At 44.4% G+C, this 23,656-nt stretch carries 17 protein-coding genes; 5 read left to right on the forward strand and 12 right to left on the reverse strand.

Annotated elements, in window-relative coordinates:
* Positions 1 to 35: 35 nt before the first annotated feature.
* Positions 36 to 833, reverse strand: coding sequence for an ion transporter (locus AAFP14_RS10435; protein ID WP_341732187.1), 798 nt, complete (start codon positions 831 to 833; stop codon positions 36 to 38).
* Positions 834 to 879: 46 nt separating this feature from the next.
* Between AAFP14_RS10435 and AAFP14_RS10440 the strand changes: the two genes are divergently transcribed.
* The 3 genes from AAFP14_RS10440 to ndhM all read left to right on the forward strand — a co-directional run bounded on the left by AAFP14_RS10440 (position 880) and on the right by ndhM (position 4,182).
* The gene (locus AAFP14_RS10440) at positions 880 to 2,904 is read left to right on the forward strand and encodes a pentapeptide repeat-containing protein (protein ID WP_341732188.1); all 2,025 of its coding nucleotides are present in this window, start codon (positions 880 to 882) and stop codon (positions 2,902 to 2,904) included.
* A gap of 279 nt (positions 2,905 to 3,183) precedes the next feature.
* Positions 3,184 to 3,705: a hypothetical protein gene (locus tag AAFP14_RS10445; RefSeq protein ID WP_341732189.1), complete on the forward strand. Its 522-nt coding sequence runs from the start codon at positions 3,184 to 3,186 to the stop codon at positions 3,703 to 3,705.
* A 132-nt stretch (positions 3,706 to 3,837) separates the two neighbouring features.
* Entirely contained in the window at positions 3,838 to 4,182 is a 345-nt protein-coding gene (gene ndhM / locus AAFP14_RS10450) for an NAD(P)H-quinone oxidoreductase subunit M (RefSeq protein ID WP_341732190.1), read from the forward strand.
* 70 nt (positions 4,183 to 4,252) lie between these two features.
* On the opposite strand, the gene AAFP14_RS10455 is transcribed toward ndhM, so the two are convergent.
* Positions 4,253 to 4,567: a hypothetical protein gene (locus tag AAFP14_RS10455; RefSeq protein WP_341732191.1), complete on the reverse strand. Its 315-nt coding sequence runs from the start codon at positions 4,565 to 4,567 to the stop codon at positions 4,253 to 4,255.
* Between the two features lie 484 nt (positions 4,568 to 5,051).
* On the opposite strand from AAFP14_RS10455, the gene AAFP14_RS10460 reads away from it, so the two are divergent.
* Together AAFP14_RS10460 and AAFP14_RS10465 are read left to right on the forward strand one after the other, a co-directional pair.
* Positions 5,052 to 7,340 (forward strand): PP2C family protein-serine/threonine phosphatase, encoded by a 2,289-nt coding sequence (locus tag AAFP14_RS10460; RefSeq protein ID WP_341732192.1) that lies wholly within the window; start codon positions 5,052 to 5,054, stop codon positions 7,338 to 7,340.
* A 162-nt stretch (positions 7,341 to 7,502) separates the two neighbouring features.
* A complete protein-coding gene (locus AAFP14_RS10465) occupies positions 7,503 to 8,228 on the forward strand; it encodes a glycosyltransferase family 25 protein (protein ID WP_341732193.1) in 726 nt (241 codons plus the stop codon).
* Positions 8,229 to 8,571: 343 nt separating this feature from the next.
* Here AAFP14_RS10465 and AAFP14_RS10470 read toward each other — a convergent pair whose 3' ends face one another.
* From AAFP14_RS10470 to AAFP14_RS10515, 10 genes are all read right to left on the reverse strand, one after another.
* The gene (locus tag AAFP14_RS10470; RefSeq protein ID WP_341732194.1) at positions 8,572 to 9,270 is read right to left on the reverse strand and encodes a CsgG/HfaB family protein; all 699 of its coding nucleotides are present in this window, start codon (positions 9,268 to 9,270) and stop codon (positions 8,572 to 8,574) included.
* Between the two features lie 76 nt (positions 9,271 to 9,346).
* Positions 9,347 to 9,712 (reverse strand): DUF1823 family protein, encoded by a 366-nt coding sequence (locus AAFP14_RS10475; RefSeq protein ID WP_341732195.1) that lies wholly within the window; start codon positions 9,710 to 9,712, stop codon positions 9,347 to 9,349.
* A 194-nt stretch (positions 9,713 to 9,906) separates the two neighbouring features.
* Complete coding sequence (gene gap / locus AAFP14_RS10480; protein ID WP_341732196.1) at positions 9,907 to 10,938, reverse strand: type I glyceraldehyde-3-phosphate dehydrogenase; 1,032 nt, start codon at positions 10,936 to 10,938, stop codon at positions 9,907 to 9,909.
* 287 nt (positions 10,939 to 11,225) lie between these two features.
* Positions 11,226 to 11,537: a P-II family nitrogen regulator gene (locus AAFP14_RS10485; RefSeq protein ID WP_341732197.1), complete on the reverse strand. Its 312-nt coding sequence runs from the start codon at positions 11,535 to 11,537 to the stop codon at positions 11,226 to 11,228.
* A 1-nt stretch (position 11,538) separates the two neighbouring features.
* Entirely contained in the window at positions 11,539 to 12,510 is a 972-nt protein-coding gene (locus tag AAFP14_RS10490) for a sodium-dependent bicarbonate transport family permease (RefSeq protein WP_341732198.1), read from the reverse strand.
* 186 nt (positions 12,511 to 12,696) lie between these two features.
* Positions 12,697 to 13,431: a glutathione peroxidase gene (locus AAFP14_RS10495; protein ID WP_341732217.1), complete on the reverse strand. Its 735-nt coding sequence runs from the start codon at positions 13,429 to 13,431 to the stop codon at positions 12,697 to 12,699.
* 363 nt (positions 13,432 to 13,794) lie between these two features.
* Entirely contained in the window at positions 13,795 to 15,591 is a 1,797-nt protein-coding gene (locus tag AAFP14_RS10500) for a tetratricopeptide repeat protein (protein ID WP_341732199.1), read from the reverse strand.
* A complete protein-coding gene (locus tag AAFP14_RS10505; RefSeq protein WP_341732200.1) occupies positions 15,584 to 19,675 on the reverse strand; it encodes a tetratricopeptide repeat protein in 4,092 nt (1,363 codons plus the stop codon). The genes AAFP14_RS10500 and AAFP14_RS10505 overlap by 8 nt, the downstream gene beginning before the upstream one ends.
* A gap of 24 nt (positions 19,676 to 19,699) precedes the next feature.
* Positions 19,700 to 22,489 carry a tetratricopeptide repeat protein gene (locus AAFP14_RS10510; RefSeq protein ID WP_341732201.1) on the reverse strand — a complete coding sequence of 930 codons (2,790 nt, stop codon included), beginning with the start codon at positions 22,487 to 22,489 and terminating at the stop codon, positions 19,700 to 19,702.
* Positions 22,490 to 22,770: 281 nt separating this feature from the next.
* Positions 22,771 to 23,628 carry a calcium-binding protein gene (locus AAFP14_RS10515; RefSeq protein ID WP_341732202.1) on the reverse strand — a complete coding sequence of 286 codons (858 nt, stop codon included), beginning with the start codon at positions 23,626 to 23,628 and terminating at the stop codon, positions 22,771 to 22,773.
* Positions 23,629 to 23,656 lie beyond the last annotated feature (28 nt).

Consider the following 23,656-nt stretch of genomic DNA (forward strand, 5'->3'; position numbering starts at 1 on the left):
CCAATGAATAATTCCGATGAAGAGAGGAATTGATATCAGGGGGGGGTAGCCCGATCCCCCATGTCTAAATGAGTGCCACACATTTTGCAGAATTTAGCATTAGCATCATGTACCGACCAACCGCAACCTTGACAAACACTATCTACTTGATTAGCAGTTTTAACTAATTGTTTAATCAAATCCCCCAACTGCCAAGGAATCAGGGCAATGCCCGTAACTATCATCAAAATAGTCAAAAAGCGCCCCGCTTGCGAAATCGGAATCACATCACCAAATCCCACCGTTGTCATCGTCACCACGGAAAAATAAACCGCATCCAAAAAAGTGCCAAAACCTTCAGGATTTACCGGATGTTCGACTTGATAAATTAAACCTGAATAAACTAAAATTATGGCGACCAAAGTAAAAATTATCCGGGAAAAAATCGCACTATCTTCGCTAGTAATCCGAACCACGGAATTTCTCAATTCCAGAAAGCGGATGAGTCTAAGAATTCTAAACCAACGGAAAATACGGATAAAACTGACATTGACAAATCCCAATAAAAATGGTAAGATTGCGAGCAAATCGACGATAGCAAAAAAACTCAAAATAAATTTTAATTTATGGTCAGCGCACCAGAGCCGCAGTAAATACTCAACTACAAAAATAACTAACAATACTAGATCGAGAGTTTGCAATTTAAATCTCACAGGTTCCGCCAGGGGGTAAGTTTCGGCGATGAAGCTGGCGGAAGATAGGAGAATAAGTCCGGTAAGAGTTAAATTGACGGTTTTGCCAATTGGGGTTTCGATATCTTCGAGATAAAAGCCTATTTGCTTTCGAGTTAACATAGATGGGATAATTAATACCATTTGTGAGGTAAGGAAATTATCGCATATGAGCATCGAATTAACTAAGGGTGAAAGGTTCAATCTTTCTCAGGAAGTTCCTAATTTCAATAAATTGGCGATCGCCCTAGGTTGGCAAGTCAGCCAGACAGCACAAAACTGCGACATTGACGCATCGGTTTTTATGTTAGCAGCAGATGGTCGAATTCCCGATGAAAAGTATTTTGTATTTTACAATAATTTGACATCGCCAGACGGTGCGGTGCGACATTCAGGAGACAGCGCAACTGGACAAATTGAGGGAGATGATGAGACGGTTTATGTGGATTTGAGTAAAATCAATTCTGGGATTCAAGAAATTGTGTTTGTGGTGACGATTCACGAGGGACAGGAAAAGCATCAAAGTTTTAGTCAAGTTACAAATGCTTTTATCCGGCTTTACAATTCCGAGACTGGAAATGAATTGGTTCGGTATAATTTGAATCAGATATTTTCGGAAGAAACGGCTTTAGAATTTGGACGTTTGTATAGGAAGAATGACGAATGGAGGTTTCAGGCGGTGGGACAAGGATATAATGCTGGGCTGCAAAGTTTTGTGGATAAGTATTATGTTGAGAATGCGGTTACTCAGGGTGCGAATGCTGGTGGGAAGGTTGATGATGCTGAGGTTTTGAGGCTTTTTAGCGATCGGGTGGATAAGCTATTGCGGGAAGAGGCGATCGAGGAGACACCGATTCCAGCATCTAGCGAACCGGTCGAACAGCCGGCTGCTACTCCTGTGAATGCGGATACTGTGCAATCTGAGGAGGAAAAAATAGATAATTCTGCACTAGAAAATCTGGAACCAGCGATCGGTGCTGAGGAATTTTTGAAACGGTATAATCAGGGAGAACGAGATTTTACGGGAGTTAATCTAGCAGGAGTAAATCTGAGCGGAAAATCCCTGGGTGGTGTTAACCTCAGTAGCGCTAATCTCAGCGGTGCAGAACTCTCTAAAGCATACTTATTGGGCGCTAACCTGAGTGAGGCAAATTTATCTCATGCAAACCTTCACAAAGCCAATCTAGAATCATCAAACTTAGATAAAGCACAATTACTCAATGCAAATTTAAGTGAAGTAAATCTATTGTATGCAAACCTAAGTGAAGCTAATTTAAGTGGACTAAATCTCAGCGATGTTAATTTGTCGCAGGGGATGAATCTCAGTAGGGCAAACCTCAGTAATGCAAACTTAACTGGGTTGAATTTGAGGCAATCACAATTGATGAAGGCTGATTTGAGTAATGCAAACCTAAGTAATACTAACCTATTCGAGGCCAAGCTTGAAGGGGCAAACCTTGAAGGAGCAAAACTTCAAGAAGCGCTTTGCAACGCAGACACTATCTTCCCCAGAGGCTTTGACCCTGTTAAAGCAGGTGCTTACTTAATCGTTGCTGATGCTTCACTTCCCAATGCAAACCTAGCTGGTGTTGACTTGAGTTGTTTCAACCTGAGTGAAGCCAACTTGAGTGGTGCAAACTTAACCAAAGCAAATTTGAGTGAGGCAAAACTACTTCAGGCGAATCTGAGTGAAGCAAATTTGAGTGAAGCAAATCTGAATGGTGCTGACCTAACTACAGCAAACCTAAGTGAAGCTAACTTGAGTAAAGCAAACCTTCGAGGTGCGAAACTAGCTGTGGCAAACTTGAGTGGAGCAAACCTGAAACAGGCAAATTTAGAGTACGCTAACTTCACTGCGGCCGACCTGAGCAAAACGAATTTAAAAGATACAAAATTACGCAGTGCAAACTTCAGCAGTGCAAACTTGACTGGCGTAAGTTTGGTGGGAGTACAGCTTTACTCAGTACAATTGAGTGGGGTAAACTTGACGGAGGCTAATCTTTGCGGGGCAAGTTTAGTGCAAGTAGATTTGAGTGGAGCAACACTTAGCTCGGCCGATTTGCGCGGTGTAGATTTGAATAATACAAACCTAGAAAAAGCCAATCTAAAGGGAGCTAACCTCAGTGGGGCGGCTAATCTGGAAACGGCAAAACTCGCAGGTGCAATTATGCCAGATGGCACAATTCATGAATAAAGTTGATCGCCAATATTAAACAGCAAGGTGGGCAATTTATTGGTGTGAATTTAACGCTCTTTCCCCAAGTCCGGCAGGGGTTTAAACCCCTGCCTCATAGCTCAAGTCCTCTTAAAGAGGACTGAAGAACTCATTAGTCCTCTTTAGAGGACTTTAGCTATTAGCCAGGGAATTAATTCCCTGGCGGCCTTTCGGTTTAAGTTGACACCAATGGTGAGATGTGCATCGCCCTAGAAATAGATTATGATTAGTGTGAAATGTCAAATACATAGATTTTCGATGAATGAATCTGACACGGAAATTATAGAATCTACCCTGAGATGGATGACGCAGTTTGTCGAGTTACCACATCCTGTTTTCGGCGATTTACCCGTTTGTCCCTTTACTAAAACAGCACGCTTGGCTAATCAAATTTTATTCAAAATAAAACGGTTTTCAGCTCTGACTGAGTTCGATCGCGATTCTGACATCATGCAATCGATTCATGAATTTTACAATTCCGATTTTGAAATAATGTTAGTCATTAATCCTGAAAAAACAGCAATTAGTGCACCGCAAACTCAAGAATTAATAGAAAAACTCAATAATAATATTTCAGAGCTGGGCTTGCTGGCTTTTCACGTTCATCCCGATGAAGATTTTAATATTGACGGGCTTCATACTAGGAGGATGCCCTATCCGGGATTCACTGTTCAAGTGAATTCTCAGCTTAAGCCCGCTTCCGATGCTTTAGAGAAAACTGAATATTACAAAAATTGGACGGCCGAACAATTAACAGATTTCGGGCTTCCGAGAACTTGAGGATGGAAAATCTGGACGGCGGCAATTCTCCCATCTCCAGTCTCATCTCAGAAATCTCAAATCTAAAATCGATCGCGCCTCTGGCAGCCATTACAATAAGTTCAGCAAAAAATCTTTACAGATTAAGAACTTATGCAGCTCAAGTCCACAACCCGCCATATTCGCATATATACTGCCATCCTGGAAGATAACGAACTTGTACCCAGCAACGATCTGTTGACACTGGACATTGACCCAGACAACGAACTGAACTGGAATGATGAGTCGGTTAAACAGGTGTATGCCAAGTTCGACCAACTCGTAGACTCCTACGAGGGTGAAGACTTGACGGAGTACAATCTCCGCCGCATTGGTTCGGAATTGGAGCATTTGGTGCGATCGCTCTTACAGAAAGGCCAAATCAGCTACAACCTCAACAGCCGTGCTGTCAACTACAGCATGGGAGTTCCCCAAGTGGATGCGAAAATTCACCTGTAAGGGCGTAAGAGCTATCTAGACTGCGATCGCCACTAGATGGGGAGATGGGGAGATGGGGGAAAATCTGCTTTTATTCTTCTGGCTTCTGGCTTCTGGCTTCTGGCTTCTCCTCGATCTCCTCAGCTTCAACTGAACCATTTAGCTGGCCCTTGCGCTGCAAAAACTGTTTCACGGCCACCTGGCGGTTGGCCATGAAGTTACCCCAAGCACCGGGAAATACGCGATCGAGAGTTTCCACCAGCGCCCAAACCTCCAGATTCATCAGTTTGTAGTAATGACCGTGGGAATGCTTAATCCGAGTTAGCATTTCGTCAACTTCGACCGCCACAGGAAGTTTTGGGTCGGGAAAATTTTCAGGAACAGGGCTCGATTCCTCTAGGGGCATGGATACATACTCAATTGCTTGGAGAGGCTTGTCAAATTAAACTTTAGTTGATTAATGACTCCATGTTATCAACAATCGCCTGAAAACCCGATCGACTAAAGTCCAAGTTTCAAACCTAGTTGCAGGATAAAACCTGCCTGGATTTACCCATGGTGCCAAATGATGTTAACACAGTGTTTTGGCGTGGTAAAATACCACTTGTCAGTACAAGACATTAAAACTTACCCTCCGACTGGGGGAAAGTGAGGACCGAGGAGCCCAGTTGCAAGACTAGGAGAGCAAACCGCCTTTTTTGGTAACAGGATTGCGCCCGGAAACCCTAGCAATAGGGATATTAAGGCAACAAAGTCTTAAAATCCCCGCGTATGCGAGACCGGGGAGTGTAAAATAATCGCCACGTATTAACCCGTCGAGGTTCAAGCGCTAAAATAGTTCAGATCAGCACTGGGCCCAAAGGCGTCTAGGAACCCTTATGCAAAACTCTGTGCCAAAAAACTACTTATGGGCTTTAGGTGAAGGGATAAAAGCTTGTAAACCGGGCGATCTAATCGCCGGTCGCTACTTGCTTAAGCGCGAGCGACTTCTGGTAGATACTCAACCCGAACAGTTGCCGGAACTTCCCGAAGACATTCCAAACTTTATAACTCCTTATCTGAGACTGTTTGCCTATCAACTGCACGTACCCCAAGTATATGGGATGGTATCCTCCAAGGTCAGTAAGCTGTCGGGGGATATCTGGCTGCTGGAAAATTCGCCAATTAACAAGGTCAGCGAATGCTTGATGCCGGAATTGACGGACTCCTGGAGAGGGGCCTCGGCCATGCGTCAACTTAATTGGCTGTGGCAAATTGCCCAACTTTGGCAGCCCTGTATTACTCAGGGCGTGGCGGCGACGCTGTTAACTCCCGAATTGCTACGGGTGGAAGGGCCTGTGGTGCGGTTTCTGGAGTTACAGCCCGATCGCAAACCACCTAATTTGTCGGAGTTAGGAAAATTGTGGCAGCAGTTGCTGGATGAGGCTCACCCGGCTATCCTCAATTTTTTGGGGGAACTTTGCCGACAAATGATCGCCCGTCAGATTCGCAACGGCGAACAACTCGTGGCTCAGTTGGATAAGGCTCTGCTAATTTGTGGCAAATGGTACGATCGCACGGTGGAGATTGCCACCGGCACTGATGTGGGGCGATCGCGCGCCCACAACGAAGATGCTTGTCACCCCCCCAGTGGTACTGTACTGTCGGTGATACCGGGCTCGGAAGCTTGCGCGATCGTCTGCGATGGTATTGGCGGACAAGATGGCGGAGAAGTGGCTTCGGAATTGGCAATTTCTGTGCTCCGAAAAAAGTTGCAGCAAGTTGTCCTCCACAAGGATATTTACGAGCCACTGACTCTGATTTCCAAGCTGGAACGAGCTGCTTGTGCTGCTAATGACGAAATAGCCGATCGTAACGACAGCGAACACCGCCAGGGCCGCCAGCGCATGGGAACTACCCTCGTGATGGGTTTAGCCCACGTCCACGAACTTTATGTCGCCCACGTCGGAGACAGTCGGGCTTATTTGATTACTCGCGCTGGCTGCTATCAAGTTACTCTCGATGACGATGTGGCTTGTCGCGAGGTGCGTTTGGGCTATGCGCTGTACCGGGACGCTTTGGAACAGGTGGCTGCTGGTGCTCTCATTCAAGCTTTGGGGATTACTTCTTCCAACACTCTCCACCCTAGCGTGCAGCGTTTGGTGGTGGATGAGGACTGTGTTTTGCTATTGTGTTCCGATGGTTTGAGCGATAAAGACCGGGTTGAGGAATGCTGGGAAACGGAGATTTTGCCGATTCTTGACGGTAGCATTAGTGTGGCCTCGGCGCGCGATCGATTGATCGATATTGCTAATACTCGAAATGGTCATGATAACGTTACCATTGGCTTAATTCACTGTCAGGCACATTTGAAAGACAATACTTTTACAGAACTGTCCATTGCAGTTTTAGAACCGTCGCGGGAACCCATTCCTGACACCGAAGATGTGCCCACGGATTTGAACGATCGCACCAATACGGGTGAGGGTAATTCTCAATTAAAAACTGAGTTTGTACAGCTACCACAAAAAAGCAAAAGTCTATTCTCGCTGTTGCTGAAAATAGTATTTTTATTAGGTTTGGGGGGAGTATTTGCTTATTTTTTCATCCCTCCGGTAGGTCGAGCGATCGATGCTGCCGGGGAATCAATGTTTGGGAAACGTGGTGTAATTAATACTAAAAGCAGTCCATCACCAACGGCAACACCCCTCCCCGATCCGATTCAAGCTTTAGAACAAGGTTCCTTTGTAGAATTTAAAAATTCTGCCGTTTCGGGAACCGAGGGCGATCGCTTGTATTTGCTAAAAAAAATCGGTGATGATATAAAAGGAACAGTCCCAGCAGGTAGCGTTTTGCAGGTAACAAACAAACAGGTTGCACCAGCCGGTAATTGGCTGGAATTGAAAGTTTGCTCGATTCCTGAAGTAGTAGCATCTAATTCTCCCAAACCAAAATCAATTAAAGATTTTTCGCGAGTTTTTAAACCAGAAACTAATCCTTCACCTGCTGTTTCTACTCCATCGCCTTCCCCCACTGTTAAACCAACTGTGGCAGTCCAAATCCCTAAGCTGCAACCGGGGGAAGTGGGATGGATTCAAGAAAAAAATGCCGTGTCTCAGGTAGTCTCTAACCCAGCCTTAAACTCCAATCAACAGGGAAAATGTCTGGATGCTGATGCCACCAATCCCAATGGTAATTAAAGTATCAATACTAGATGCTGTCTCAGGAACTAGAGTAAGTTTTGTAAATAGGAAGATCCCGTTTGCTAAAGATAGAGTAATTTAAGTCAGACACAAACCTCAAATAAAATTTGGGGACCCTCAACCCGAAGATTCAACAGTCTCTTGATTTGATCTCAAACTATGACGAAAATCACAGATTATTTCCAGGGAGTTTATGCGGTAAATCTCCCTGAGAGGACAGACAGACGCAAACTCATAGTCAACGAATTAGAGGCTGCAGGAATGCCCCTCAAGCCCCATCAGGTTGAAATATTTCCTGCAATCCGCCCCGACGATGCAGGAGGTTTCCCCAGTATTGGGGCGAGGGGATGCTTTTCTAGTCATGTGGCTATCCTCAAGCGGGCAAAACAGGAGGGTTTGAGCAGTATTCTGATTGTCGAAGACGACTTAGAAATTTCACCAGATTTCAGCACAGAGCAAGCTGCCATCGTCGAACAACTGCGTCAGCAAGATTGGGATTTCGTATACTTCGGACACGTCGCCAAGGTGGGAGAAAAGTCTCCTGTCCCCCTCGTACCCTTTTCTGAGGCGGTGATGACTACTCATTTTTACGGTGTAAACGGCAGGATTTTCGATCGCCTCTTGGGTTTCCTCGAACAAGTGCAACAGCGACCTCCCGGACATCCCGACGGTGGTCCGATGCACCTCGATGGAGCTTATTCTACTTTCCGAGCTCAAAATCCCGATGTTGTGACTTTGATTGCTTCTCCCAACCTGGGGTGGCAAAAGAGTTCCCGTAGTGACATCTATCCTAATCCGTGGTTTGACCGTGTGCCGGGGATCAGGGAATTGGTAGGAGCAGCAAGAACAGCCAAAACATGGCTGAAGCGTCGCCGTTCTAGTTAGTAGAATTAGACGTGAAAATAGTTAGATGCTCTCCAATCTTTGCACAAAATAGGCATCTCCAATAATTATGGAACAGGCATCTTGCCTGTTCAAAGCTTGCTTTTATGAGAGTTTTAATAGCCCGAAAAACTCCTTTGTAATATCAATTCCGGTTGTATCGTCAGGTGATTTAACCGCGAAGGCGCGTTCCCCGCAGGGGTTCCCGTAGGGTAGGACGCGAAGGAAGAGAAGAGAGAGTTTAATAATTCCGATGAAGAGAGGATTTTATATAAGTCACTCAAATGCTATAAAAAGCTAGCTGTTAAAACCCCGACTTGTTTAGCTAAGTCGGGGTCAAAGAGGCCTAACCTAATTTCTTAGATACTTCTGCAAGTTTTGTCACCATTTGTGATACTGCTTTATCCACAGCGGCGCTCAAAAGTGAATCCTCATTACTGCTGTTGGAATTGCCTCCGATACCCCTGATCGAGATACTAGAATCGCTTTGATCGGCCTCTCCTACTGCTTTGGCGGTGGCCAGAATATCTCCCGAAGCAGTACCAATTAACCGTGCGTCAATTTGAACTATGGCTTTGGTTTTGGAAGAACCACCGCCGATTCCCATAAAACTGCCGCCGCCGGATTGTTTGTCAACATTAAACTTGGTAATAGTGCCGATGAGCACGGCATCAACTCCTAATTGTTTGCCAATTTCTGCTGCGGTGCCGGCATCCATTGTACCGCTGCGATTTTGCTGTTTGAGCACTTGTTCGAGTTTGCTGCGATCGACTACAGTGTAAGTCCCATTGTTCACCAGTTCATTGATTAGCAGTTCGCTGATGCCTTTGGCCGCGCCTACTCCTCTGTAGGAGCTATAGTAACTGTTGGTAGTGCCGTAGTCGAAGTCCATGACGACGAGACGCTTTTTAGCAGTAGCTTGGGCTGTTTGGATAGTGGTGGCTTGGGTAGTGGCGGGCGTGGCGATCGCACTTACACAAAGGCCAGCTAGCATGAGGCTAGCGAGAGAAATGCTGGTCAAGCGAGATATCTGGGTGATTTTCATAAATTCTTCTCACACTTGTTTTGTTCCGATTCTAGAATACTTCACGGAACAGACCGATGTCAGGCAATTTGAGATTCTAGCTTTCAGCCTCCATAAAACCCATCAACCAATTAGCCATCGTCGCCCTCCGAGTCTGTCTCGGTCCGAATTCCCCAATTTTATAGCCTTGAAAGCCCAATTTTTCCTTCAATAACTGCTTGTTTTCTGGCAGGATCGATCGAGTCAATTTCACCGTTGCGGGTCTAGAATCGATAAAATCCGGCGGTTGTGGATACTCTGTGCGCCACTCCGGGGCCACATTTTCACTGTTCCACAGCCCAGTCTCTGCATCCCAACCGTAGCCTAAATATTGCCAAACTAAGCGATTGACAGCAGCATCGTCGATTTCTTCGTTGAGGATAGCCCAAATAGTTTCGTGATTGATAGGTGGCAATTCAGACATATGGCAATCCTAAATCATTTGTGAATGTCTTACTCCCTCCCCTTACTAAGGGGAGGGTTGGGGTGGGGTAAAAAGATTTACGACTCCTGCAAGGATTTCTATATCTAAAGATGGAAGAAGGAAGATAGAAAATGGAAAAAATCTGCTTGTGGGGTGCGCCGGAGAACCCCCCCAGAATGCTACCCCACAAAAAATCAATTATCGAAAATGCCGTCTTTCTGCGCCATAGACAACATCAAATCAATCACGCGGCAAGAATAGCCCCACTCGTTGTCATACCAAGAAATAACTTTAAAAAACTTAGAATTCAGTTCAATTCCTGCACCAGCATCGAAAATACTCGATCGCGCATCGCCCTGAAAATCCGTCGAAACCACCGCATCTTCAGTATAGCCGAGAATACCTTTTAGTTCGCCCTCCGCAGCTTTTTTCATAGCTTCACAAATTTCTTTATAGCTAGTTTCCTTCGCCGTTTTGAAAGTAAGATCCACTACAGACACATCTGGAGTTGGCACGCGCAAAGCCATCCCCGTCAGTTTTCCTTTTAATTCTGGCAATACCAAAGTAACAGCTTTCGCCGCACCAGTAGAAGATGGAATAATATTTTGACCAGCACCTCTTCCTCCCCGCCAATCTTTGATGCTTGGTCCGTCTACTGTGGGTTGAGTAGCTGTCATCGCGTGAACTGTAGTCATTAAACCTTCTTCTAAACCAAAGTTATCATTGATAACTTTGGCAATTGGTGCTAGACAGTTTGTAGTGCAGCTAGCATTAGAAACAACAGTATCTTTTGTCGGATCGAACTTGTGATGATTGACACCTACCAGAAAAGTTGCAACTTTTTCAGGATCTTTGGTTGGTGCTGAAAGTATTACTCGTTTTGCTCCCGCAGTCAAGTGTTTTGATGCACCGGCAAAATCGGTAAACAATCCGGTAGACTCTACAACATAATCTGCATTCGTGTCACCCCAAGGCAATTCAGCGGGATTTCTGATTGACGTACAGGGGATAAATTTTCCGTCAACAATAATGCCGTCTGGTTTGGCTTCAACTTCGCCGTCGTAAATGCCGTGGGTGGAGTCGTATTTGAAAAGGTAAGCGAGGTTGTCTGGTGGAACTAAGTCATTAATACCGACAAATTCGATATTGGGGTTTTTGATGCCGGCGCGCATCACTAGCCGTCCAATACGACCAAATCCGTTGATACCAACTTTTAGGGTAGCCATGATTTAAACTCCTCTGCAAAATATCGCTATCTCGATCGCAACTTGTGCGTTAAAATTTACCACGGCAACTCATTTGTCCAACTTAATCTTTTTTATATCTTAAGAATTATGAATTTTCTTGCGCCCAGGGAATTGGGAATTGGGAATTGGGAATTGTTGACAGTTGACTGTTGACTGTTGATAGTTAACTGTTAACTGTTGGCGACTACTAACAACTGACTACTACCAATGCCCCATGCCCTATGCCCCATGCCCTATGCCCAATTCCCAATTCCCAATTCCCAAAACTACCCAACACACCTAGTAATTAGCAATTCCACCGCATCCGAAATAAAGCACGACCCACCAAACTTATTCAGAACCGGTCTAATGTTTTCTGCGACTGCTGATACTTGATCTGGAGAACAAAAAGCCAGCACATAAATGTTATCCAGCGTCGTCATTGATGAATCGCGGGAAACATGATCCCTGGTGCTTTTTCCTGCGACATCACGAATCACCGAATAACCAGGCACTCCTGCCTTATCTAAGCCATCTAAAATCTTTCCCAGCTCCACTGAATGAGCTATGATTTCTATTCTTTTAACTGAATCCATCATCTCACCTCCAAAATATATTGATTACATATAGATACATGGGAATACCTACAATGATATTAAACGGAAACGTCACTGCTAAAGCCGTTGAAATATAAAGACTTGGGTTAGCTTCGGGAACAGTTAGCCGCATCGCCGCAGGAACTGCTATATAAGAAGCACTGGCGCACAATACCGAAAACAGCAAAGCATCTCCTTGTGGCATTCCAATTAATTTCGCTATTAGCAAACCAATTACTGCATTTACTATAGGAATTAGGATGGCAAAGCCGATCAGAAAAATTCCTGCTTCTTGCAAATCTTTAATTCTGCTGGCGGCGACGAGTCCCATGTCCAACAAGAAAAAAGTCAGAACGCCGTAAAACAAATCTTGGGTAAAAGGACTCAGCACTTGCCAACCATGTTCTCCTGTCAGTATACCCATAATTAGGCTACCGATGAGCAGAAATACAGAGCTATTCAGGAAGGATTCTTGCAGCACTTCTGGCCAAACTATTTCGCGTTTTCCTTCTTCCCCGCCGAATACGCTAACGAGAATGAGACCGACGATAATTGCTGGGGATTCCATTAATGCTAGGGCTGCTACCATGTAGCCGTTAAAGTCAATTCCCAGTTCTTTGAGAAAAGAAGTGGCGGTGATAAATGTTACCGCACTGATGGAACCATAGGTAGCTGCTATCGCAGCAGCATTGTAAGAATCTAGTTTGATTCTCAGTATAAAGAAAGTATAAACTGGCACAAGTGCTGACATCAATATCGCTGCTAGAATTGTCAGTGCAACTTGCTGGTCGATGCCACTTTTTGCCAGTTCAACTCCGCCCTTAAATCCGATCGCAAACAGTAAGTACAATGAAAATAGTTTGGGGATTGGTGCTGGAATTTCTAAATCAGATTTGAGAAAAACTGCCAGCAGTCCCATAAAAAAAGCTAATACGGGTGGATTTAAGATATTGGATGATACGAGACTTAAATCCACGATCGGTTACTCCCATGTCTGGTTTTTTATCTTACTTCACAGGTAATTGTGACACGAGAATGGATCGATCGGGCGATCGATCTTATTTTTGTGACTATGGCACTGTTGAACCCAAACCTCGCCCAAAAGGGGCAAGACATCTCCCTCCCCCTTCCCTTCCTAGGGAAGGGACTTAGGTATTGTTTCCTAACCAGCAGCCAAATAAGATTCTAGGGCTTCGGAGCCACCAATCAATTTGCCATCAATAAATACTTGTGGCACTGTGGTGGCCCCAGTTACGGCACGGAGCGATCGAGTTGTGATATCTTGACCCAAAACGATTTCTTCATAATCCAAGCCCTTTTCAGTCAGCATTGCCTTAGCGCGGGCGCAGAAGGGACAGCCGACTTTGGTGAACAAAGATACAACTTTGGGCTTAGCCGCTGCGGAGTTGATGTAGTGAAGCATCGTATCAGCATCCGACACCTTGAAAGGGTCCCCAGGCTCTTCCGGCTCAATAAACATTTTTTCTATTAAGCCATCTTTCACTAGCATAGAATAGCGCCAAGACCGCTTACCAAAACCTAAATCTGTTTTGTCTACCAGCATTCCCATGCCTTCAGAAAATTCGCCGTTACCGTCGGGAATTAAGGTAACATTCTCCGCCTCTTGGTCTTTTGCCCATTCGTTCATCACAAACCCATCATTGACGGAAATGCAAACAATTTCATCTACACCATTGGCTTTGAAAGTTTTTGCTAATTCGTTGTAACCGGGGAGGTGCGTTGACGAACAAGTGGGAGTAAATGCTCCCGGTAGCGAAAATACTACTACGGTTTTGCCTCCAAACAAATCAGCGGTGGTGACATCAACCCACTCGTTATCTTTGCGGGTGCGAAAGGTGACATTGGGTACTCTTTGACCTTCTTTGTTCGGCAGCATGATTTTGAATCCTTCGGTATTTGGGTTAAATTCACTTGCTCCTCTAATCGTACTCATAACGAGTATGACTTGTCAATGGGGAGAGTGGAAGAGGGGGAGAGAGGGAGAGGGGGAGCTACCAATGCCCAATGCCCCATTGGTGTCAACTTAAGCTCAAATCCAGTCAGAGATTGCTGTTTGACTATTAAATCCAGATCCCCCCTAGCCCCCCTTAAGAAGGGGGGAACAAGATTCCGATCAAAGTCCCCCTTCTTAAGGGGGATGCGAGGGGGATCTAGACTTGGCGTAAAAGCGAGAGATACCAAAGCTTTCAGGCTTAAGTTGACACTAATGCCCGATGCCCCATGCCCGATGCCCGATGCCCTATTCCCAATTAAACTTTCTGCCTAAATATTCCTCTAATTCCTGATTGTAAGGTGTGAAATAATCACTCAACCAGTCGCGCACCGAATCGCTGATAGGCTGATAAGAACCAGGATTAGCATTTGGGTACTCAGGCAATTGATATTCAGGCAAATCTAAAAAATCTAAAACTTGCAAAACAGTCCCCGCTGCACTCGCATAAAAATCTTCACTTCTCAAAATCAACAACTGTGATTTCGGAAAACAAGCCAGCCAGTTTTTGATAAATTCTATATACCTACCGCGAGCTAAATAATTACCCGGTTCCTCGCCAATGATGTATGCTGGATTTTGAGCCAATCGTGCAATTTCATCGCTAATTGCTCGATCGAACGATCGCCCTTCCCAGTTTAACTCAGTCAAGCGATAGAATTGAGAAATAGCGCGATCTACCGGATTGCGCAACAGTAAAATCAGCTTCACCTCTGGAAAAGCGCTGTAGAGGCGTTCTGGTGCTGCCAGAGAGTCAAAATAGCTGGGACTGGCTTCGCCGGTCAAAAATTGCTCCCCGGCTGGCATCGGTGGAAAATGAGCCAAATACCAATCAATCCCTCTATCAAAGTGCCACGAGAAAAAATCCATCTCCTTTTTAATGGGAGTCAAAATTTGCGGGTGTTGAGCTAAATAAGTGTACAGAGAAGTTGTGCCGCACCGCTGGGAACCAATAATGATAAAATTAGGAGCTTTGACTGTATTTTGTGGCACAGGCATCTTGCCTGTATCCTTACTTATAGATGCAAAAGTTTGACGATAACTGACTGTTTGATAACAGCCAATTGCCTCCTCAATTTTGCCTTGTCTAGTCAAAGCTTCCCCCAAATTCAAATAAGGCCAAAAAGCATCCGGTTGAGCTTCCACAACTTTGCGATACAAAGTCGCGACTTCCTCCAGCTTATTTTGCTTAACCAAAACTTCCCACAAATTGTAATAAAACCACCAGTAAAAATTAGGATTTATTTCTATTGCTTGCAAGAACGAATCCGCCGCTTCATCCCACTTTTTTTGATGGCTTAAAACAGCACCTAAATTGTAATAAGACAAGCAATCATCAGGTTTTTGGGCGACTATTTCGCGAGCGGAGGCTAAAGTGCGATCGCACTTTTCTTGTTCCTGCAAAAACTCCCCTAATTGCGTCAACCAATTATCACACAATGGCTCATATGTCAAGAGTAGTTGACAATAAATAATTGCACTTTCCAGGCGATCGTCCTGTGCTAAATTCTTCCCTACACCCAAATAAAAGTCGCGATTTTCCGATGTAATCGGCAATTCACCTGGTAAAAACACTGGCCTTAAGTCAGACTCTGTTTGTCGCAGAACATAGCCCAACTTCTCATAAATTCCGGGCAAATCTCGGTCAATTAGAATAGCTTGTAAGTACGCATAAATCGCTTCATCCCACTGTTTTAGCTTAGTCAAAGCATCGCCTAAATTGCCAAAAGACCAAGCAAAATCTGACTTAATTTTAATCTCGCAGCGGTAAGCAGCAACAGCCTCCTCCCATTGTTCTAATTCTAATAAAACATCGCCCAAATTATGATAAGACCAAGAAAAATCCTGATTTAACTCAATAGCTTTCCTGTAGGCGGCTACAGCCTCATCCCGGTGTCCCAGTTTCTGCAAAACATCGCCCAAACCGTGATAAGACCAAGAAAAATTGGGATTCAATTCAACAGCTTTTTTGTAGGCGATGATAGCCTCCTCAAATCTCCCACTTTCTTGCAAGGAATTACCCAAATTATGGTACTCATTATTCATGCAAAACTCCTGCAAGATTCATTAACTTCTCCAGGGATGTCAAATCCAAGTGCATATTTTTATGTACGGGTTTTTCAATAGTTCCGTCATCCAACAAATCACCAATTAAATAGTAATGTTCCAAATCGCAAAAATTGCTAATCATCCAATAACAATACGGCACGTAAATAGGAGAAAAAATCTCAATTACCTTAGTTCCCGGAGAGCAGAAAACTAGATTAGTCAATCCAGCTCCGTGAGGTGCAACAACTACTTTAGCAGCAGCCAAACAAGCTGCTTGTTCAGCTACCGACATCGTTTCCAGTTGGACACTCCGAAACCCCAATTTTTCCAAGAAATTAATTACTTCTTCATCGTTGACAATTCGCCGATAAGATGCTTTTTGTCTACTGATATAAATTCGTTCTGAATAATTTATTTTTAGTGGTTGCTGTGTAGTTAAAAAAGCTTTTTTCAGATAATCGCATTTCCATTTAGAAACTGCTCCCGCTCCATCATAAGAAATTGAAGGAACTATTAATTTATCGGCGGTTATGTGGAGATTACAGCGACTTTCTAAAATTTTATGTTCAGGAATTCCTAAAGTATTTAAAGTTTCTTTTTGGTAAGCAGAATCGCAGGCGTTGACAACAAACTTATCTATACTTTCGATTAACCCGCTCCTTTGCAAAAGGTCAAATCGAGTCATGACATCAAACATCCAATGAAAATAAGCCGCTCCTCCCCAACGTGCTGATAAAAAAGCCACATTTCCATTTATATGTTCAGTGGGAGGTAATTTGTCGGAAGTGATGACTAATTCAGCACAACCCATTGAGATATCGCCAACAAGTTTGTTATCTGAAGTAATGGCGGCGGTAGTGACGACATCAGCCCAAGCTCGTCCCTTTGGTAGTAAGGTAACAAAAGCTTTTCTTGCATGAGTTTTATCGGCCCCAAATCTGTTGTTGCTGTCGGTAGTTTTGGAAGCTAATAAATTGATTTGACTGGCTGGATGGATGTCAATACAAGTAATGTTCGGATTTGACTCTGCTGTAATTGCCAAATCCTCTGTAAAACCGCAGTATTTTTTGAGTACAGTTAATGGTAAGATTTGATTGCTAAATTTTGCCCGATCGCTCTCATCGACTTCTCCTTGTTGTTCCAGAGCATAACCTATACTATTATAAACTTCAAACAAATCTGGTTGGATTTGCAGTGCTTGAATTAAATTAGTTACTGCCGGTTCCCACTGCTGTTTTTCAATTAAAGTTAAACCCAATCCTTCGTAAAACCAACAAGATTTGGGTTCCAGATTGATGCCGTGTTCATAAACTGCGATCGCACTTTCCCAATCCCCTTGTTTTCGCAGTGCATCACCCAACTTTTTGTATAGCCAAATAGTATCCGGCGACAAATCAACAGCATGGCGAAAAGCCACTGCTGCTTCCGGCCACTTTTCTTGCTCTTCCAGCACTTCTCCCAAACTATTATATAGCCAACAAAAGTCAGGATTCAACTCAACAGCTTTGCGATAAGCAACCTCCGCTTCCTCCCAATTTTCCAATGCAATTAAAGCCTTACCCAACTTGTCGTAAGCCCAACAAAAATCAGGATTCAATTCAATGACTTTGCGGTAAGCGACAGCAGCTTCCTCCAACTCAACCAGCTCCATCAAAACATCACCCAGACTGCTGTAACTCCAACAAAAATCAGGATTCAACTCAATTGCTTTGCGGTAAGCAGCCGCAGCATCAACATATTCCTCAATCGCCTCCAAAGTCTCGCCCAAATAGTGGTAAGCCCAACTAAAATTTGGATTCAATTGAATTGCCAGTCTGTAAGCGGTGATAGCTTGGTCAAACAGTTGTTTTTCTTGTAAACTTTTACCCAATTTGTGGTAAAGTGCATAGGTTCCCGACTTAATTTTAATGGCTGTTTGATAGCGGGCGATCGCCTCATCGGCATAACCCGTATTTGCCGCAATATCCCCCAGCTTTTCCCAACCTTGAGACAAGAGTGCTTGCTCATTTCCCAAGTTTTGATTACCAGTTTTTTTGACAATCAGTTGATAGCCTTTATGAACTACTTCTAACTGACTGGCAAACATCTCCAGAAAAACATCTATCCCGATTTTAGTATCTTGCTCCGGGCTGTCGGGAAACGTAAATTCGTAATCATCAAAAATCATCAATCCCCCGACTTTCACCAACCTCCAAGATAAAATTGCATCTTGCAGGGCACTGGTGGGTTTGTGACAGCCGTCAACGTAAGCAATGTCGTAAGATTCCGAAGTTAAATTCACTAATAAGTCTTGAGAATAGCCTTCTAATTCAAGGACTCGATCTGCTAATCCAGTTTTGGCAATATTACCCTTAAAATGTTGTTGGAAGTGTAAATCAATGCAAGTAATTTTGGCGGTGGGGTGAGTTAAAATATTATCCAACAACCAGCAAGCAGACATTCCTTGAAAACTGCCGATTTCCACAACTTGAAATTCGGGAATTCCTGCCAAGGGTTGCAAATGTCGTTGCCAAATAGGGATATTGTGGGTAAACCAATCTTGGGTAAATTGATAATTTTTCGTCTCACATTCAGCCCACCCCCTCAAGGCGCTGGCTTTTTGGTGACAGACAATTGCTTCGTCTAATTCGCCTAATTGTGGTAAAATGTTGCCTAAATCGTTGTAGGCTTTAGAATCATTGGGGGCGATCGCAATTTGGTGACGGTAAGTGGCAATTTGTGCGTATAACTCCCGTTGTTTCTGGCGCGCCTCATCCAGTTTGGCAACAACTTCCGGTGCCTTGGGTTCTATTTGCAGCGCCATGCTATAAAAGACGATCGCACCTTCCAACTGTTTCTGCTTAGCTAAACTATTTCCTAAATTTAGATAAAATTCCGCTCCATCTAACTCAATCCCCAGCAATTTGTGGTAAATTTTGCCGCTAGGAAGCATCTCAATATCTTGACAATAACTAACAATTGTGTTATTGAGACCAGACTCGCTACGTTTCCGCAAAACATATCCCAATCTCTGATTAATTCCCGTCAAATTGGGTTCAAGCTGAATCGCACGCAGGTAAGCCGCAACCGCTTCATCCCATGATTTTTCACAGGTTAACGCAATTCCCAAATTCAGGTAAAACCAAGGAACATTTGCATTTAATTCAATAGCTTGGCGGTAGCAAATCACCGCTTCTTCCCACAGTTGTTTGTGAGCCAAAGCTTCCCCTAAGTAATTATGAGTCCAAGCGGAATTGCTGTTAATTTTAATTGCTTGGCGGTAACAGTTAATTGCTGCATCTAACTCACCCTTTTGTACCAAAACATTGCCCAATCCCAAGCTAGCACGAGCATAGTTTGGATTAATTTCAATACTTTTTTGGTGACAAGAAATTGCCCTGTCTAATTCTCCTTTAGCCGCCCAAATTTTCCCCAAACTGTGGTAAGATTCAAAGGAATCGGCATTAATTTTAATGACTTTCCGGTAGTTGGCGATCGCCTCTTCCCACCTTTTTTCCCGAAATAGCACCTCTCCCAAATTATGATAAGCTATTAATAATTTAGGATCGATTTGAATTGCCCGCGAATAGCATTCAATAGCCCGCTCCAACTTATCTTGTTCCACTAAATGATTTCCGAGGGTGACGTACTCGTCAGCCGTTGCCCAATTCGGATCGATCTTAAAAGCTTGATACCAATACTCTGTAGCTGTTTCTTGCTTCTGCAACTGCGTCCAAACTATCGCCAACTGTCGGTAAGCAGCAGCAAATTTCGGTGCGAGGGAAATAGCTTTTTCACAAGCTGCGATCGCCTTTTCCCACTGTTTTAGCTGAGAATACAAAATGCCGAGATTAGCGTATACTTCTGGTAAATGGGGATTGCGATCGATCGCCGCTTCATACCACTGTTTAGCTTGCTCAATTTCTCCTCGAAGCTGCATTACTTTTCCCAGTGTCTGACAAGCTGTCGCCAAATTCGGCTGAATTTTCAGGGCTGACTCACAAGCAGCCACCGCCTCATTTAACCTACCTTCAGCTAAATAAGCTTCTGCTTGCTGACTCAAATCAACCGCTGCTTTTTCCATCTTATCAATCGAGGGCATAATTTCCACTACTCTAGACGCCAACTAACCCAAACCAACCACTTCAACCATCCTCTTGAGCGAACTCAAGTTGACCAAGATATCCTCTGTCAGGGAATTTTGATACATCAACTGTCTAATAGGATAACACTCAAAAGCCTCCCCAGTTAAAAAGTAATGTTCCAACTGCAAATATTGACTGATTCCCCAGTAATAATGGCTGATATAATGAGGCGACATCAACTCAATTACTTTAGTTCCACCCTGACAAAAAAGCGTATTTGTCAACCCGCTACCGTGGGCGGCAACTATTACCTCAGCATGAGAAAAATAAGCAATTTGCTCCTCCAGAGACATAGATTCAGGTAAAATAGAAACAAACCCAAATTCTGCCAAAACCTCAACCACATCTGCCTCATTCAAGACTCGCCGATATCTAGCTTTACTACGACTGATATAAAGCCGTTTTGGGTAGTTATAACTAGGTATAATTCCCTTCAGAAACTCCCCTCTCAAAAAATCGATCGCCCAGCCAGAAGGCCAGCCCAAATATCCAGCAAAAGATGGTACAATTAACTCTGTGGCTTGAATGTGAGGCAGGCGATCGCTCTCCAAGACTTTCTCCTCTGGAATCCCCAGAATTCTGAGACTATCCCGTTGAAATTGATGCTGGCAACTATTCACCAAAAACCAATCAATCTCCGCCAAATCTCTACCACTGCGTCGCAGCAACTCTATTCTCGGCAAAACATCAACTATCCAGTGAAAATAGACATTTCCCGATAAACCAGAAAGCACCGCCACCCTACCTTCAATCTGCTTTAAAGGTGGAAAGGATTCTAAGTTAAAAACGCTATGTTTTCTGATATCATGCTTCTCGCATCCCGGCAAAAATCCCGGATAATCTCTCGACACATCAGCCAACAAATAGTTATCAGGAGTAATAACTGCGATCGCCTTACAAATCAACCAATGATTTTCCTGCGGCACAATCCAACTTCGCCCATTGGGAATGGTAGCAACAAAAGTCTTGGGCGACTCCACAGGTAGTGGTTGCGAGTTGGACAAACTGCAAACTCCCCAACCCAAATGTATCGGATCGAACCACTTAGAAATTCGATGCAAACACAACCCGCAAGTTAAACCACCACAATCGGAATTAGCTAATTGGGAATTGGCAATTGGCAATTGGGAATCGGCAGTATTTGCTTCCCTGGTTGCGGCTGCATATTTCCAAACTATCTCCACATAATTACCCGCATCCAGCCTAGCATTAACCAGCCAATCCCAAGTAGATAAATAAATACCTTGAGGAAGTTCCATCGCCCTTGAATCTACGGCAATAGAATCACCTGGTGGCGATAATTGTGGCTGTGAATAGCCGTAGGATTGCAACTCCAAAACTTTTTGATAATAATCGATCGCCCGTTCCCAATAGCCCTGTTTTTGCAGAACTTTTGCCAACTCAAAATAAACTTGCGGTAGAGCAGGCTGAATAGCCAAAGCCCTGTGGTATAGAAAAATAGCAGCATTTAACCGCTTTTGCTTTACCAAAGAATTGGCCAGCAGCCAGTAAAGCTCTGTATTTTGAGGCTGAATTTGTAAAGCTTTTTGATAGTAAGTTGTCGCCGATTCGTGACTGCCATACTCTGTTAAAGAGTTCCCTAAATGTAAGTAAATTTTTGCTAAATTATCGCAAATTTCACCCATTGAAAATTGGGCATGGAGAATAGCTTCTTTCTCTTTCTTTTCCCCCCTTGGGGGGGGTAGGGGGGGGGTGACTTCTGACTTCCTTCCAATCAATGCTTGCAAAAATCTACCACAAGCTGCGATCGCCTTTGAGAATTCATCATCATCATCTCTAGCAAATTGCTCCCTCTGTGCCAAATCACAATAAGCCTCAACAAAATCCGGTTTGACGGCAATTGCTTGGGCAAAATAGGCCAAAGCTTGGGTAATTTTGCCCAAAGCCATCAGAGAAAACCCGGCATCAGTATAGCCCGAAATATAGTCGGGATTGAGCTCGACTACGCGATCGAAACAAGCAACAGCCGCCGAATGTTCCCCTTGTATTTGCCACGCCTTCCCCAGATTGTAATGAGCCAAAACCAGATCCGGCTCTAACTCGATCGCTCTTTGATAAGCTGCGATCGCCCCATCGGGATTTTTGTCAAGCAATACTTGACCCAAATTATTATAAAGACTCGCCGAATCTGGCTGAATCGCCAGCCCAGCCCGGTAAATTTCCCTCGCTTCTGGAATGCGATCCTGCTTTACCAAAGTGCAGCCTAAATTGTTGTAAGCATCGATATAATCAGGCTGGAGAGCAATTACCTGTTGGTAGCTATCTATGGCTGCTGCGAGCTGATTATTTTCAGCTAAAACCACAGCCAGATTGTACAAAGCAAGGAGATAATTGGGTTTGAGAGCGATCGCCCGTTGATAAGAGTCGATCGCCCCCAACAAATTCCCCTGTTTGTGAACCACATTACCCAAGTTATAATATAGTTCCGGCCAGTCTGGTTTCAAATCCAGAGCTTGCCGATAGTGAAAAGCCGCCTCATCCAGCCACCAATACTCGCTATATAATTGACCCAAATAAGCATGAGCCATAAAAAACCCTGGCGAAATTTCCAAAGCTTGCACAAAAGCATCTCTCGCCGCCGTCGGATCTCCCTGAGCTTCTAGGATTTCGCCCAAAGTCGTGTAAGCTGAGGGTGAAAAAGGCTGAAGTTCGATCGCCTTTTTGCAACAATCCATCGCCTCAGTTAACTTTCCCCGGTTCAAATAAACCTGGGCTTGCCCGATATATTTTTCAATATTTATAATACTCATTACTCGCCAGCAGTTGCAGTTTATTCACCCTAAATTTTAATGTTTAAACTTTTTGATATTTTACGATCCCTTTAGGGCTGGGTTGCTGACTATACATAATACAAATACATCTACCAAATCTCACTGATTGTTAGCAAATGTTAAAAAATTTTTTAAAAATTATACAGTTAATCAACCTCACCCCGCCACTGGCAGAGTGAGGTTGAAATCCTGAGAAACTACCAACCTTGCGAGAACAGCCCCAGATAAAATCCAGTGCCGCCCCACAATCACCAGTTGTTCTAGAACAACTCGAAGTTGCTTGCAGTAATCGTCAGACCAGGTGTCAACTGAGCCACAGTCAGCACAGAAGAGCCTTGGTTGAAGTACAACACACCGCTTGTCGGATCGTAGACCAACTTGTTCGCCGTAGCAGCAGTTGGAGTCGCTGGGGTGAAACCAGAAACCACAACAAACTCGCTAGCTTCAAAGGTTGTGCCCAAAGCAGCGAAAGCACCGCCGGACTTCAAGCGAATCTTATCTTCCACAGGTGTAAAGTCAGTGATCGTGTCTACACCGAAATCTCCACCAGCAGAGAAGAAGTAGAAGGTATCGCTGCCAGCACCACCTGTGAGGACATCCGAACCTCTGTCGCCAGAGATAAAGTCATTGCCAGCACCGCCATCAACAGTATCGTTGCCTCGACCGCCGTAGACGCTATCGTTGCCGTCACCGCCAACCACGATGTCATTGCCAGCACCGCCAAGCACGAGATCGTTGCCACTACCACCAAGTACGGTGTCATTCCCCTGATCGCCAGAAACGGTGTCATTGCCAGCACCGCCATCGAGGAGGTCATTTCCTTTACCGCCAAAGAGTAAGTCGTCGCCATCGCCACCAGCTACAACGTCGTTGCCAGTACCAGCAGCTACAATATCACTGCCAGGGCCGCCACCGATGACATCATTGCCACCGCCGGATAAAATCAGGTCGTTGCCATCTCCACCGGCGAGGACATCGTTGCCTCCAAAAGTGAGCAAGATGTCGCCTTGTGCGGTGCCAGTCAACCTGTTGTCGCCTGCGATACCTCTAATATTAGAGCCACCACCCGGCAGTGTGACTGAAATTGCTGGCGTAGTTGGATTAATTAGCTGTGTCATTTACACTCCTCCTAAAAAATGAATCATT

It is taken from the genome of Microcoleus sp. EPA2, assembly GCA_020882975.1.
GTDB lineage: Bacteria > Cyanobacteriota > Cyanobacteriia > Cyanobacteriales > Microcoleaceae > Microcoleus.

Coding starts and splice junctions, on each gene's coding strand:
- AAFP14_RS10470 (WP_341732194.1), bottom strand. CDS start 9,270: ATGAAAATCACCCAGATATCTCGCTTGACCAGCATTTCTCTCGCTAGC.
- gap (WP_341732196.1), bottom strand. CDS start 10,938: ATGGCTACCCTAAAAGTTGGTATCAACGGATTTGGTCGTATTGGACGG.
- AAFP14_RS10475 (WP_341732195.1), bottom strand. CDS start 9,712: ATGTCTGAATTGCCACCTATCAATCACGAAACTATTTGGGCTATCCTC.
- AAFP14_RS10510 (WP_341732201.1), bottom strand. CDS start 22,489: ATGAGTATTATAAATATTGAAAAATATATCGGGCAAGCCCAGGTTTAT.
- AAFP14_RS10465 (WP_341732193.1), top strand. CDS start 7,503: ATGACGAAAATCACAGATTATTTCCAGGGAGTTTATGCGGTAAATCTC.
- AAFP14_RS10445 (WP_341732189.1), top strand. CDS start 3,184: ATGAATGAATCTGACACGGAAATTATAGAATCTACCCTGAGATGGATG.
- AAFP14_RS10515 (WP_341732202.1), bottom strand. CDS start 23,628: ATGACACAGCTAATTAATCCAACTACGCCAGCAATTTCAGTCACACTG.
- AAFP14_RS10435 (WP_341732187.1), bottom strand. CDS start 833: ATGTTAACTCGAAAGCAAATAGGCTTTTATCTCGAAGATATCGAAACC.
- ndhM (WP_341732190.1), top strand. CDS start 3,838: ATGCAGCTCAAGTCCACAACCCGCCATATTCGCATATATACTGCCATC.
- AAFP14_RS10505 (WP_341732200.1), bottom strand. CDS start 19,675: ATGCCCTCGATTGATAAGATGGAAAAAGCAGCGGTTGATTTGAGTCAG.
- AAFP14_RS10440 (WP_341732188.1), top strand. CDS start 880: ATGAGCATCGAATTAACTAAGGGTGAAAGGTTCAATCTTTCTCAGGAA.
- AAFP14_RS10495 (WP_341732217.1), bottom strand. CDS start 13,431: ATGCTGCCGAACAAAGAAGGTCAAAGAGTACCCAATGTCACCTTTCGC.
- AAFP14_RS10485 (WP_341732197.1), bottom strand. CDS start 11,537: ATGATGGATTCAGTTAAAAGAATAGAAATCATAGCTCATTCAGTGGAG.
- AAFP14_RS10455 (WP_341732191.1), bottom strand. CDS start 4,567: ATGCCCCTAGAGGAATCGAGCCCTGTTCCTGAAAATTTTCCCGACCCA.
- AAFP14_RS10500 (WP_341732199.1), bottom strand. CDS start 15,591: ATGAATAATGAGTACCATAATTTGGGTAATTCCTTGCAAGAAAGTGGG.